Below are 12,970 nucleotides of genomic sequence, written 5' to 3' on the forward strand. Positions count from 1 at the left end.
GGACGGTGGCGCGGCGACCCGCGAGGGCGGTGCCGAGCGCGGCGGCAAGACCGATCGCGAGGGTAAGACCGATCGCGAGGGTAAGATCGACCGCAGCGGCAAAACCGACAACAACGGCAAGGCTGACAACAACGGCAAGGCTGACAACAACGGCAAGACCGACCGCGACAGCAAGACGGACCGTGATGGCAAGGCCGATCGCGACACCCGATCCGGCCGTGATGGTGCGAATGATCGCGAGCGTGGGGATCGCAACGACCGGAGCGAGCGCGGTGAGCGCGGCGGCCGGACCGAAGCGCGCGGCGCGGTGACCCGTCTCGACACCACCAAGCGCACGGAGTTCCGGCAGACCATCACGCGCTCCAGCGTCCGGCCGGTGACGAACGTGAACTTCAACATCGGCGTCGGCACCGTCGTCCCGCGCTCGATCGGCCTGCACCCGCTGCCGCCGGCCATTCTCACCCTCGTGCCGGCCTATCGCGGCTACGAGTTCATCCTGGTGCGCGACGACATCGTCATCATCGATCCGGACACCTACGAGATCATCGACGTGATCCCGGGCTGATTGCCGGGCAGACAGCATCAAGGGGGGCGGGGCTTCGGCTCCGCCCTCTTTTCTTTAAGGCCGCCGCTTGAGGCTCAGCGCTTGCGGTCGAGGAGCCCGGAGACGACCCGGGCTGTATAGTCGACCATCGGCACGATGCGGGAATAGTTCAGCCGCGTCGGACCGATGACCCCGACGACCCCGACGATCTTCTGCGACCCATCGCGGAAGGGGGCTGCGATCATCGACGAACCGGACAGGGAGAACAGCTTGTTCTCCGAGCCGATGAAGATGCGCACGCCCTCGCCGCCCTCGGCCCGCGAAAGGAGTTCGATGACGTCCTTCTGAGTCTCGAGGTCGTCGAACAGCAGGCGGATGCGTTCCAGGTCCTCGGCGGCGCGCAGGTCGTCGAGGAGGTTCGACTGCCCCCGCACGATGAGTTGGCGCGCGTCCGAAGGGCCGACGCTGACCGCGAGACCCGCATCCACCAGCCGCCCGGTGATCTCGTCGAGTTCGCGCTTCATCGCCTCGCGCCCGGACTCGATCTCCGACCGCAGCGTGCCGAGCGTCCGGCCCTGCAGGCGGGCATTCAGATAGTTGGAGGCTTCCTGAAGGGCGCCGGTGGGCAGGCCGGCGGGCAGGTCGAGGAGCCGGTTCTCCACCGAGCCGTCGTCGGAGACCAGCACCACCAGGGCCCGAGCCGGGTCGAGGCGCACGAATTCGATGTGCTTCAGGTGCACGTTGGTCTTCGTCGTCAGCACCACTCCGGCGCCGCGCGAGATGCCCGAGAGCAGCATCGAGGCCTCGGCCAGCGCCGAATCAAAGGTGTGGCCTGAGGCCGCCGCCCGCATCTGCGCCTCGATCCGCTCCTGCTCCTCCCGCCCGACATCGCCGAGTTCGAGCATCGCATCCACGAAGAAGCGCAGGCCCTGCTCGGTGGGCAGCCGGCCGGCGGAGGCGTGGGGCGCGAAGATGAGGCCGGAATGCTCCAGATCCGCCATCACGTTGCGGATGGAGGCCGGGGACAAGGTCATCGGCAGGATGCGGGCGAGATTGCGCGAGCCCACGGGTTCGCCCGTCGTGAGATAGCTCTCGACAATCTGCCGGAAGATCTCGCGCGAGCGCTCGTTCAGTGCACTGAGCACCTGCATCTGCTGGGAATTCGAGAAGGGGCGCGCGGGCTCGGTCACGGTCTGATCCTGAGCGGCAAGTGTGAACGCCTCTCGGCCGTTACACAATGCCACCAACCGTCGCTGCCCGGATCGATTGCATTCCGGTTCGCCCGAGCGACCCGCCCCCAAGGCCGAAGAAACAACGTGGAGCTTTGAGACGGTTTCGCGTGCTGATGCGTTGCTCACACCCATCGAACGATGGCGAGCGGGACAAATCGATACGACCCGTTCGCTGTCTCACGGCGGACCAGACGACCCGATACGCACTGTTCCCAGGAGTGAAAGCCCCATGAGAAACACCGCTCGATTTGGCCTGATCAAAAGCCTCGCCATCGCCCTCGCGCTGGTCGGCGCGATGCTGTTTGGAACGCCGCGCAGCGCCGAGGCCGCCCCCGCGATCGTCTCAGCCCAGGTCGCCGGCCCCGCCGCCGGCCTGACCGAGGTGCGCTATCATCGTCATCATCGCGGATACCGTTTCCACCGCCATCATCGCGGACGCCATTTCGGCTTCCATCACCGTCGCCATTTCGGCCATCACTACGGCCACCGCCGCGGCCTTCACTTCGGTCATCGTCGCCACGGCTACTGAGACGGCGGGTTCGAACGCCCGCCAACTCTGAACGGCCCTTTCCCCAATCGCGCCCGATCCGCCCGGCTCCGCTTGCCGGGCGGGACCCAGCCCCGTAAAGCCCGCTCCCGACCACGAAACGTCAAGGAGAGCGGCATGCGGCCCTCGAAGCGCGCGAATGACGAGTTGCGCAACGTCACCCTGGAGCGCGCCGTCTCCCGCCACGCCGAGGGCTCCTGCCTCGTCAGTTTCGGCGATACGAAGGTTCTCTGCACCGCCACCCTCGAAGAGCGCGGCCCGGGCTGGCTTCGCGGCTCCGGCAAGGGCTGGGTCACGGCTGAGTACGCCATGCTGCCGCGCGCCACGCACGAGCGCACCCGGCGCGAGGTGAATTCGGGCAAGCCGTCCGGCCGCACCCAGGAAATCCAGCGTCTGATTGGCCGAAGCCTGCGCGCGGTCACCAACCTGCCCGCACTCGGCGAGCGCCAGATCACCGTGGATTGCGACGTGATCCAGGCCGATGGCGGCACCCGCACGGCGGCGATCACCGGCGCCTGGGTGGCACTCCACGATTGCTTCACCTGGATGCGCGGACGCTCGATCATCTCGGTCGATCCCCTGCGGGACCACGTCGCGGCGATCTCCTGCGGCATCTACAAGGGCAAGCCGGTGCTCGACCTCGACTACGCCGAGGATTCAGGCGCCGAGACCGACGCCAACTTCGTCATCACGGGGACGGGCGGCCTCGTCGAGGTGCAGGGCACCGCCGAGGGCAAGCCGTTCTCCGAGGAGGAACTCCTGGCGCTGCTCGGGCTCGCGAAGGGCGGCATCCAGACCCTCGTCGCCCTCCAGAAGCAGGTCATCGCGAAGGACGTCTCGGCATGAGCGAGCATCGCATCCTCACAGGACGGATCGTGATCGCGACCCACAATGCCGGCAAGCTCGTCGAAATGCGCGAGCTGCTGGCCCCCTTCGGCATCGACGCCGTCTCGGCCGGCGAACTCGGTCTGCCAGAGCCCGACGAGACCGGCACGATGTTCTCGGAGAATGCCGCCATCAAGGCGCTCGCCGCCGCGAGAGCGTCCGGGCTGCCGGCCTTCGCCGATGATTCCGGGCTCTGCGTCAACGCCCTCGACGGCGCGCCGGGCCTCTTCTCGGCACGGTGGGCAGGTCCGTCGAAGGACTTTGCGGGCGCCATGGCCCGCATCGCAGCGGAACTCGACAAGCGCGGTGCCACGACCCGGCGCGCGCACTTCGTCTCAGCCCTGGTCATTGCTTGGCCGGATGGACACACGGAGACTTTCGAGGGCCGGGTCTTCGGCGAACTGGTGGAGCCCCGCGGCAGCCAGGGCTTCGGCTACGACCCGATGTTCCTGCCCGATGGCCACGACCGCACCTTCGGCGAGATCTCCTCGGAAGAGAAGCACGGGGTCGAATGGACGACGGGCGCGGCCCTTTCGCACCGCGCCCGCGCCTTCGTGCTCCTGGCCCGAACCTGCCTGCGGCGCCCCTGACGAGACGCGTGGGATTGCCAAACCACGATCCCGCGCGCACATCCGGCCCATGACCGAACCGACAGGCCCGGACCACCCGACCCGCGATGCGGGCTTCGGGGTGTACGTCCACTGGCCCTTCTGCGCCTCGAAGTGCCCCTATTGCGACTTCAACAGCCACGTGCGCCACGCGCCCGTGGATGAGGGCCGTTTCCTGAAGGCCTTTCGAGGCGAAATCGCCCATGTCGCCGACCGAACGCCGGGCCGCAGGGTGTCGAGTGTCTTCCTCGGGGGCGGGACCCCGTCGCTGATGCAGCCCGCAACCGTGGCGGGCCTGCTCGACGCGATCGGTGGGGCCTGGTCCGTCGCGCCCGATGTCGAGGTCACCCTCGAAGCGAACCCCACCAGCGTCGAGGCCGAGCGCTTTCGCGGTTACCGGGCAGCAGGGGTCAACCGCGTCTCCCTCGGGGTCCAGGCCATGGACGACACCTCGCTCAAGCAGCTCGGGCGTCTGCACAGCGCGGCGGAGGCGATGGCGGCGGTGAAGGTGGCGGCCGCGCATTTCGAGCGCTACTCCTTCGACCTGATCTACGCGCGGCCCGACCAGAGCCCGGCGGCGTGGCGGCGCGAACTCGAAGACGCGATTGACCGCGCGGCCGAGCACCTCTCGCTCTATCAGCTCACCATCGAACCGGGCACGCCGTTCTATGGGCTCGCCGCCGCCGGCAAGCTCGTGCCGCCGGACGATGACGCGGCGCGCTTCCTCTACGACGTGACCCAGGAAGTCTGCGACCGGGCCGGCCTGTCGGCTTACGAGATTTCCAATCATGCCCGCGCGGGCGCGGAATCCCGCCATAACCTGCTCTATTGGCGCTACGGCGAATATGCCGGCATCGGACCCGGCGCACATGGGCGCCTCGTCACAGAAACCGGCCGGATCGGCACCGTCACCGAGCGCACGCCCGAAGCCTGGCTTGCCCGGGTGGAGCGCGACGGCCACGGCATCGTGGAGACCGAAGCGCTTGCCGCCTCGGATCAGGGCGACGAGTTCCTGATGATGGGACTGCGCCTGCGCGAAGGGATCGACCCCACCCGATACGCCACCCTCAAGGGTCGGCCCCTCGACCCGGCGCGAATCGAAGCCCTCGTCGGCGACGGCCTCGTCGCGCGGCTGTCAGGTGGGCGGATCGCCGCGACACCGGCCGGGGCCCCGGTGCTCAACGCCGTGGTGGCGGCGCTGGCGGCCTGATCAGGTGCCCGAAGGTCCCAGCGTACGGGGTGCCGGGCTGACCACGGCCGGCGCGCCGGACCGGATCTCGTAGACCGCCAACGAACGGTCGCTCGGGCCATCGGGCCGGAACCGGAAGGTTCCGTCGATGCCCGAGAAGCCGGACGGATTGGTGAGCGTGATGTCGGCGAAGCGCTGCGTGCCGTATTGCCGGGAGAGCGCCGCCATCAGCGAGACCGCATCGTAGGCCAAGGTCGCCACACGCGGCGGCGCCGCGCCGAAGCGGGCCTGGTAGCGCTGCGCGAAGCCGTTGAATCCACCCGCATCGGGGGCGGCGTACCACCCGCCCTGGAGCGCCGGCAGGGCGTAGACGCGGGGATCGTTCCAGATCGCGGTCCCGATCGGCCGAACCCGGGTGGGCGAGAACCCGGCCTTGGTGAGGCCGGCGGCCACCACCGCGAGACCCTCGGGCGTATCGGGCAGGAACAGCGCATCGGCCTGCGCGGCCGGGCCGGTGACCAGCCCGGACAGCCGGCCGATCGCGGGGCCCGGCACGCCGGCCGGGTAGCGCTCGACGGCCACGAGCCGGGCGCCCTTGCGCGCCACGGCCTCGCGGAACTGCGCCTCCACGGCATTGCCGTAGCTGGTCTCGGGGATCATCGCGGCGAACGACTTGCGCCCCGACGCGACGGCCTCGTCCACGGCCCGGTCGACCTCGGCCTGAGGCAGGAAGCTGAGGAGGTAGGTCCCCTTGGCCGCCACCCCGGCATCGGTCGAGAAGGCGATCAGCGGCTTGCCGGCCGCCCGGATTACGGGCGATGCCGATTGGACGTTGGCGGCGAAGAGCGGCCCGAGGACGAGTTCGGCCCCATCCGCCACCGCAGACTGAGCGGCCTCGCGGGCACCCTCGGGTGAACCCCGATCGTCCTTGACCAGGATCTGCAGGTCCGGCTTCTGGAAATCCTCGATGGCGAGTTCCGCCGCGTTGCGCATCGCCGCGCCCACCGCCGAACCCGGCCCGGAGAGCGGTACGATGAGGGCGACCTTGACCGCCCCGGAGCCGAGGCGGCTTCCCGTGGAGGCAACCGGGCCATCGGGGAGGGACGTCCCGGTCTCGGGAACGGCGGCCCGCTTCTCGACACGGGCGCCGCCATCCGGGCCGCCGATACAGCCCGTGAGCGATCCGGCCAGAAGCGATCCCAGCACGACGCCTGCCGTCCTGAAAGCTCCGGAATGCAGCCTCTTCGCGCGCGCCATCGGAGGATCCCCTGTCGCCAGCCGACGGCCCACGCTTGCAGCGTAAGCGGCAAAAGTAAATGTGAGCACACCGCCTCCCATGCATTCCGCCCGGAGGCCCGATCGTGGCAAGGTCCGGCCATGACGCAGAAAATCGAAACACGGAGCCGGCGCCGCCGGGATCCGGCCGATGCGCGCGGAAAGCCGCCCTCGACCTTCACCGCCTTTGGACTCGCCGCCGAGGCGGAAGCAATCGATCCGGGCCTGCACGTGGTGGCGACCCCGATCGGAAACCTGAAGGACGTCTCGTTCCGCGCGCTTGCGACGCTCGCCGCCGCCGATGCCGTCCTGGCCGAGGACACACGCGTCACCCGCACGCTGCTGATGCATTACGGGATCACCACGCCGCTGGTGGCCTACCACGAGCATTCGAACGCGGCGGTGCGCGAGCGGATGATCGCCCGCATGCAGGCCGGCGAGGCGCTGGCCCTCGTGTCCGACGCCGGCACGCCGCTGGTCTCCGACCCGGGCTTCAAGCTGGTGCAGGCCGCGATCGAGGCCGGCTTGAGCGTCACCCCGATCCCCGGCCCCTCGGCGGTGATGACCGCCATCGTGGCCGCCGGCCTGCCCACCGACCGGTTCTTCTTCGAGGGCTTCCTGCCGGCGAAATCCGGCGCGCGCCGCAACCGCCTCGAAACCCTCGGGCAGATCCCCGGCACCCTGGTCCTGTTCGAATCCCCCCACCGCCTGCCCGAGATGCTGGCCGACGCCGCCGAGGTGCTGGGCAGCGCCCGGCCGGCGGCGGTGGCCCGAGAGCTGACCAAGCTCTACGAGACCATTCGGCGGGGAAATCTCGGATCGCTTGCCGCGACCTACGCGGAGGAGGGGGCCCCGAAGGGTGAGGTCGTGGTCATCATCGGCACGCACGACGAGGCCCCCGCGGAGGCCGAAACCGATGCCGGAATCGATGCGGCGCTGACCACTGCCCTCGGCCGCCATTCGATCAAGGATGCCGCCACCCTCGTGGCGGAAGAAACCGGCCAGCCACGCCGCGTCGTCTATGCCCGCGCACTCGCCCTGGCGCGGCGCGACGATGCCTGAGCGCGACCCCGACCGGCATCGGCGCCGAACGGAACTGCGCGGACGCTCGGCCGAGACCCTCGCGCTGATGGCGCTGATGCTGAAGGGCTATCGACCCCTCGGTTCACGCTTTAGCGCCGCAGGCGGCGAGATCGATCTCATCGTCCGGCGCGGAGGCACCATCGCGTTCGTGGAGGTGAAGGCGCGGGCGACGCTGGAGGCCGCGCAGGGCGCCATCGACGCGCGGAAGGTCGGTCGCTTCTCGCGGGCGGCGCGAGCCTGGATCAGCCGCCATCCCGGCTGCAGCGGGGCGACGTTCCGGGCCGACGCGGTGTTCGTGTCACCGCGCGCATGGCCGCGCCACGTGCCCGACGCTTTCCCGATAGCGTGAGATCAGGCGCGGGCGGCGGCGACCGCCGCGATCAGCGTGCGCTTGAGGTCGGCCTGGCTGAAGGGCTTCTGCACGACCGGACGGTCGCGGAAGGGCTCGCGGATACCGGCGCCGCCGTAGCCCGTCGAGAACACGATGGGCAGGTTGCGCTTCACGATGGCCTCGGCGACCGGGTAGATCGGCTCGCCCGCCACGTTGACGTCGAGGATCGCCACCTCGAAACTCTCGCTCTGCGCCATCTCGAGCGCGGTGGCGAGGCGTGCGGCGGGCCCGACCACCGTGCAGCCGAAATCCAGCAGCATGTCTTCGAGAAGCATCGAGATCGCGGCCTCGTCCTCGACGACAAGCACGCGAGCCCCGTTGAGAAGGTCTTCGTCCACTTGAGCACTCACGCCGGGGCTACTTCCCTTCAATCCGTTCGGAATTCCGGAATGCCTTGCAGAAAGGCACTTCGCGGCTTGGCTCCCACCGTGTGCGATCAACGCTGGACGTCGCGGACAATGCAAGCGCTGAGCGACACCGCGAGGCGGATGGCCGCCTCGGCAGAGCACGAGCCGTCGCCCGTTCCGCTTGGCGTGTCAAGCACCCCAAACCGCGCAAAGGCCGATGTCGAGGCCGCAATGTTACGGGTTGATACATTTCCGCGCGATCTCGGCTTCGGCCTAGGGATGCACACTGCCCGAGCCAACAACCCATGTTAAGTGTGGCGAAGTGCGGCTGGTATCCCACGCGGCGTGGCGCCTTGCGCGGCCTCGGTCTTCTGGGGCTGGTGGCGGGGCGAGGGGCGAGGGCGGAGGCCCCCTTCGTCGTGGCCTCGAAGAGCGACACGGAGGGCACGCTGACGGGTGCGATGATCGCCGAAATCCTCGCGCGCCTTGGGCTTCCCGTCGAGCGCCGCCTCGGCCTCGGGCCTACCCTGATCGTGCGCACGAGCCTGCTGTCCGGCGAGGTGACGATCTACCCCGAATATACCGGCAATGGCGCGTTCTTCACCGCGACCGAGACCGATCCGGTCTGGAAATCCCCGCAAAGCGCCTTCGAGACGATCCGCCGGCGCGACGCCGAGCGCGGTCTCGTCTGGCTCGAGCGGGCGCCGGCGAACAACACTTGGCTGATCGCCGTCAATGGTGACCTCGCGCGCCGCGAACGCCTCGCGACCATGAGCGATTTCGCGGGCGCCGTCCGGCGCGGCCTCATCCGGCTCGCCGCTTCCACCGAGTTCGTCGAAAGCCCAGCCGCCTTGCCCTCCTTCGAGGCGGCCTACGGCTTCAGCCTCGCCCTCGACGACATCATCAGTCTTCCGGGCGGCGACACGGCGGTGACCGCGCGGGCAGCGGCGCAGGGGATCAGCGGAGTCAATGCCGGCATGGTCTACGGGACGGACGGCGCCCTCTCGGCCCTGGACCTCACCGTGATGAGCGATCCCCTCAACGCGCAGATCGTCTACGAAGTGGCCCCGGTCATCCGCGCGGATGCACTGGCCCGACATCCCGAGATCGGGCCTGCCCTGGCGCGGGTGTTCGCCACCCTCGACGCGCCGACCCTGCGCCGGCTGAACGCCCGGATCACCGTGGAGGGCGAGGTCGCGGAGGCAGTGGCCGCCCGCTACCTGTCCGAGAACGGACTCCTGCCATGATGCCCGAGATACTCGTCGCAGCGCGCCCACGCGGCCGCGCCTGTCTCGCCGCAATGGTGGGGTTTGGCGCTTTCGCGATCGCGCTGTTCGCGCTTCCGCTTCTCAGCGTGGCTGAGAACCGGCTGGCGCTCGGGCGCCCCGTCTTCGGCGCGGAAGTGCTCGGCGGAAACGGCGCCCTCGTCCTCGCGGCCGTTCTCACCGGCCTCATATTCTTGATCTTGGAGCTTCGACGGTGGGCGCCCTTCCTTGCCGTCGCGGCCTTCGCTTTCGCCCTGTTGCTCTTCGCCGACGCGCTCGGGCAGGGGGCAGCTCGGAGCCTCGGCGGCCTCGCTCCGGCGGCGCGGGCCAGCCTCGGCGGCGGAGCCTGGCTGACCCTCGGGCTTCTCGGCTTTGCCCTCGGATTGGCGATCCAACGTACCCGTGCCATGGGTGTCGGTCTCGCGGTCGGCATCGGCCTGATCCTCGCGATCGGCATGCTGGGCCATGCCGGACGTTTCAAAGCGCTGTCGCTCACGGTCGAGTACGGCGCCCGGCGAGACACCTTGGATACCGCGATCCTGGATCACCTCGTCCTTTCCGGCGCTGCCGTGGCGCTGGCCCTTGTGGTGGCGATCCTGCTGTCGCTCTGGCGCCGGGGTCAGGGCTTCGTCGCGATCCTGGTCGCCGGTATTCAGGTGGTGCCGGCCGTGGCGTTGCTCGGTGCGCTGGTCGGCGTGACCGCCGGGCTCCTGCGGGCGGCCCCGACCCTGCGCGAGTTCGGCCTCTCGGCCCTGGGCGCCGTCCCGGCGGTCGTCGCCATCGCGGCCTACCGACTCCTTCCGCTCTGGCGCGGGCTCGCCCTGGCCCTTCACGCAGCCGATCCCGTGACGCTGGAGGCGGCCCAGGCGCTCGGCTTCACCCGGAGACAGACCCTTGTCGGCGTACGTCTGCCACTGGGCGCGCCGATCCTCGTGGGGGCGCTGCGCGTGGCCGCCGTGCAGAGTCTGGGGCTCGCCACCCTCGGAGCCCTGGTGGGCGCCGGCGGCCTCGGGCGCATCGTCTTCGACGGAATGGCGCAATTCGCCCCCGACCTCATCCTCCTCGGTGCGATCCCGGTCGTGGCACTCTCGCTCGGCGCCGAAATGGGCCTGAGCCGCCTGGAATCCGCCGCCCGGCAGCGGTGGCACGCATGACGGCCTCGTCCCGGGCCCGCCTCGCCCGGCACCCGGCCCTCGGCCTCGCCTTGACCGGACTTCTCCTCGCGGCGCTCAGCCATCCCGTCGTGGCGACCCAGATCGCAGCCAGCCTCGGAGAGCCGACCCGTCGTTCGCTCGACGTGTGGCGCCTTTTTGCCCTGACCAGCCGGCATGTAATTCTTGCCGGGACGGGCTTCGCCCTCGTGGCGGTCCTCGGCATCGGCCTCGGCATCCTGGTGACCCGCCGCGCCGCCGCATCGTGGCGCCCGCTCGTCGATGCCCTTGCGGCCGGCGCACAGGCGGTGCCGCCGGTGGTGGTGGTGGCGCTGGCCCTGCCGGTGCTCGGTTTCGGTGGTCCCCCCACTCTGCTCGCTCTGGTCGCCTACGGCATCATGCCGGTGCTGCGCGGCACCGTGGGCGGCATCGAGGGGGTTGCCGCCGACATTCGCGAGGCCGGCACCGCCATTGGCCTGACGCGGAGCCAAGTGCTCACACGGATCGAACTCCCCCTGGCGGCGCCCGCCATCGTCGAAACCCTGCGCACCGCCCTGGTGCTCGCCGTGGCCACCGCCGCCGTCGGGGCGCTGGCCGGTGCGGCGACCCTCGGAACCCCGATCGTCGCCGGGCTCCAGAACCAGAACCTCGCACCGATGCTCCAGGGCGCGGCGGCCACGGCCGCCCTGGCCTTCCTCAGCGATGCCGCGCTTCTCGCCATCGCCGGCCTCTGGCGCGCTACTCGTCGTTGAAGTTCCCTATTGTTCCTGGAAGATCACTACTCGTCCTTGAAGATCACCTGGGCACCGCGGGTGACGCGGGTGGCAAGATCGCGGGCATCCCAGTTCGTCAGGCGGATGCAGCCATGCGACTCGGTCTTGCCGACCTTCTCGGGCTCCGGCGTGCCGTGGATCCCGTAGGATGGGATCGACAGATCGATCCAGACCACGCCGACGGGATTGTTCGGCCCGGGCGGGATCGTGAACTTCGTCTTCGCCTTCACGCCCGCGAATTGGTACTTCGGATCGTAGGTGTAGGTCGGCGCGAAGGCGACGCCCTCGACCTTTGCCTCACCGGAGGGCGCGGGCTTCTCCTCGCTGCCGATGGAGGCGGGATAGAACGCCACGAGCGTGCCGCCCTTGTCGAAGGCCCGGACGCTGCGGCTCTCCTTGTCGACCTCGATGCGCGTCACGTCCTTCGTATCGCGCTCTGCGCTGTCCTTCTTGTCGGCGGACTCCTTGGCCTTGGCGTCCCGGTCCTTGGGCTCCGCCTTTCCGGATTTCTCGGGCTTCGGCTTGCCCGTTTCCAGGGGCTTCACCGCGGCGACCAGAATGACGGTGCCGGCCTTGTCGAAGCTGGCGTCGGGATTGAGCGCCGCGAGCAGGTCCGGCGACATGTGGAAACGCTCGGCCAGCATCTCCCGGGCGCCGGTGTAACCCAGTGCATCGAGGTCGGCCTGCTCCTCCATCTTCGGAGGGATCTTCTCGACGAAGGGTCCGGCCACATCCGCCTCGCTGAGCGTGTACTCGGCCAGGACCGGATCGGTGCCGGAGGCCGAAAGCTTGTCGGCGAGTTCCGGCTTCAACGTCTTGCCGTCCTTGACGCCGTTGGCGGCGGCGAAGGCCGCGAGCGCCCCGCGCAGGTTGTCGCCGTCGCGCCCGTCGATGGCACCGGGCGAGAAATGCGCCCGGTCAAGCAGGACCTGCGCCCTGATCAGGGCGGCGTCGGGCCGCTTGGTGTTCGAGCGCTGTTTGGACGTCTCGCGCTCGGTATCGCCCGGCGCTTCCGCGAGGACGGCCGATTCCACCGCCTCGCGGGTCAGAGGTTGTTCCTGCGCCTTGGCCTTGGTCTCGCCCTTCGTCTCGGCGGCCGCCGCACCGGCCAGCAGGACCAGGGAAAGCGCGGCGAAGCCGCCACCGATCGATCGTCCACCCATCGTCACCGGAAACTCCCGCATCGCCATCTGCAAAATCTCTGCAGTAAGGTCCGTCGGCCCTCCGGCGTTCCGCGACTTATTGGCAGAGGCGGTGTCCGGCGTTCCGGTCGCGCTCGTCGAGGTGGAGGTGATTGGCGTGGGCCGCGTCCGAGCCCGGCCCGAGCACCGTCCGGAAAAACCCGCAGGCGCGTCCACGAACGGCGCTCAGGAACGTCGCCTCCGGGCTGCCCTCCGGCGCCGGCAACACACCGATCGCAGCGCGCTTGGCGAAGCTGAAGCCCATCACGTCGATGCCGTTGGCGAAGCTGTGTTCGCTCAGCTTGGCGTCGGGGTCGTGGTTCTGCCCACGGCACTCGTAGGAGGTCCCGATGCTGAGCCCCTTCAGTGGCTCACCGAGATCGCGCTCGGCGGCCACCTGCACCTCGGTCGCCCAGCGGGCCAGGGCCTCGGCGGCCCCGCAGACCAGGGTCACGGGCGGCGTGAGCGTCAGGTCGTCGGCGAGCGCCGTCATCTTCAG

General features: G+C 69.6%; 15 protein-coding genes. 9 read left to right on the plus strand and 6 right to left on the minus strand.

Annotation, left to right across the window (positions count from 1 at the left end; genetic code table 11):
- Positions 1-565: DUF1236 domain-containing protein (locus JWQ05_RS17325; protein ID WP_299660946.1), on the plus strand; the 565-nt coding region annotated here is incomplete at its 5' end.
- 74 nt (positions 566-639) lie between these two features.
- Here the strand turns inward: JWQ05_RS17325 and hrcA are convergent.
- Positions 640-1,695, minus strand: coding sequence for a heat-inducible transcriptional repressor HrcA (hrcA, locus tag JWQ05_RS17330; protein ID WP_299660987.1), 1,056 nt, complete (start codon positions 1,693-1,695; stop codon positions 640-642).
- Positions 1,696-2,119: 424 nt separating this feature from the next.
- Positions 2,120-2,287 carry a hypothetical protein gene (locus JWQ05_RS17335; RefSeq protein ID WP_299660949.1) on the minus strand — a complete coding sequence of 56 codons (168 nt, stop codon included), beginning with the start codon at positions 2,285-2,287 and terminating at the stop codon, positions 2,120-2,122.
- A gap of 153 nt (positions 2,288-2,440) precedes the next feature.
- Here JWQ05_RS17335 and rph point away from each other — a divergent pair, with 153 nt between their 5' ends.
- Genes rph through hemW form a run of 3 tightly spaced genes read left to right on the plus strand, consistent with a single transcriptional unit; the run spans position 2,441 to position 5,026 of the window.
- Positions 2,441-3,169 carry a ribonuclease PH gene (rph, locus tag JWQ05_RS17340; RefSeq protein ID WP_299660952.1) on the plus strand — a complete coding sequence of 243 codons (729 nt, stop codon included), beginning with the start codon at positions 2,441-2,443 and terminating at the stop codon, positions 3,167-3,169.
- Positions 3,166-3,798 carry an RdgB/HAM1 family non-canonical purine NTP pyrophosphatase gene (gene rdgB, locus JWQ05_RS17345; RefSeq protein WP_299660955.1) on the plus strand — a complete coding sequence of 211 codons (633 nt, stop codon included), beginning with the start codon at positions 3,166-3,168 and terminating at the stop codon, positions 3,796-3,798. Before rph ends, rdgB begins: the two co-directional genes overlap by 4 nt.
- A gap of 49 nt (positions 3,799-3,847) precedes the next feature.
- Positions 3,848-5,026 (plus strand): radical SAM family heme chaperone HemW, encoded by a 1,179-nt coding sequence (gene hemW, locus JWQ05_RS17350; RefSeq protein ID WP_299660959.1) that lies wholly within the window; start codon positions 3,848-3,850, stop codon positions 5,024-5,026.
- Here hemW and JWQ05_RS17355 read toward each other — a convergent pair whose 3' ends face one another.
- Complete coding sequence (locus tag JWQ05_RS17355; protein WP_299660962.1) at positions 5,027-6,211, minus strand: penicillin-binding protein activator; 1,185 nt, start codon at positions 6,209-6,211, stop codon at positions 5,027-5,029.
- A 171-nt stretch (positions 6,212-6,382) separates the two neighbouring features.
- Here JWQ05_RS17355 and rsmI point away from each other — a divergent pair, with 171 nt between their 5' ends.
- A complete protein-coding gene (gene rsmI, locus JWQ05_RS17360) occupies positions 6,383-7,342 on the plus strand; it encodes a 16S rRNA (cytidine(1402)-2'-O)-methyltransferase (RefSeq protein WP_299660965.1) in 960 nt (319 codons plus the stop codon).
- Positions 7,335-7,712, plus strand: a complete 378-nt coding sequence (locus JWQ05_RS17365) for a YraN family protein (RefSeq protein ID WP_299660968.1) — start codon at positions 7,335-7,337, stop codon at positions 7,710-7,712. The genes rsmI and JWQ05_RS17365 overlap by 8 nt, the downstream gene beginning before the upstream one ends.
- A 2-nt stretch (positions 7,713-7,714) precedes the next feature.
- Here the strand turns inward: JWQ05_RS17365 and JWQ05_RS17370 are convergent, their stop codons facing one another.
- A complete protein-coding gene (locus JWQ05_RS17370) occupies positions 7,715-8,104 on the minus strand; it encodes a response regulator (protein ID WP_299660970.1) in 390 nt (129 codons plus the stop codon).
- Between the two features lie 302 nt (positions 8,105-8,406).
- Here JWQ05_RS17370 and JWQ05_RS17375 point away from each other — a divergent pair, with 302 nt between their 5' ends.
- From JWQ05_RS17375 to JWQ05_RS17385, 3 genes are read left to right on the plus strand one after another with little or no spacing between them, the layout of a single operon-like run.
- Entirely contained in the window at positions 8,407-9,348 is a 942-nt protein-coding gene (locus JWQ05_RS17375; RefSeq protein WP_299660973.1) for a glycine betaine ABC transporter substrate-binding protein, read from the plus strand.
- Positions 9,345-10,520 carry an ABC transporter permease subunit gene (locus JWQ05_RS17380; protein WP_299660976.1) on the plus strand — a complete coding sequence of 392 codons (1,176 nt, stop codon included), beginning with the start codon at positions 9,345-9,347 and terminating at the stop codon, positions 10,518-10,520. Before JWQ05_RS17375 ends, JWQ05_RS17380 begins: the two co-directional genes overlap by 4 nt.
- Positions 10,517-11,269, plus strand: coding sequence for an ABC transporter permease subunit (locus JWQ05_RS17385; RefSeq protein WP_299660979.1), 753 nt, complete (start codon positions 10,517-10,519; stop codon positions 11,267-11,269). The genes JWQ05_RS17380 and JWQ05_RS17385 overlap by 4 nt, the downstream gene beginning before the upstream one ends.
- A gap of 26 nt (positions 11,270-11,295) precedes the next feature.
- On the opposite strand, the gene JWQ05_RS17390 is transcribed toward JWQ05_RS17385, so the two are convergent.
- On the minus strand, positions 11,296-12,453 hold the full coding sequence (locus tag JWQ05_RS17390; protein WP_299660981.1) for a L,D-transpeptidase: 1,158 nt from the start codon (positions 12,451-12,453) through the stop codon (positions 11,296-11,298).
- A gap of 76 nt (positions 12,454-12,529) precedes the next feature.
- On the minus strand, positions 12,530-12,970 hold a 441-nt coding region (locus tag JWQ05_RS17395; protein ID WP_299660984.1), incomplete at its 5' end, for an extensin family protein.

The organism is Methylobacterium sp. (assembly GCF_028290105.1).
Taxonomy (GTDB): Bacteria; Pseudomonadota; Alphaproteobacteria; order Rhizobiales; family Beijerinckiaceae; genus Methylobacterium.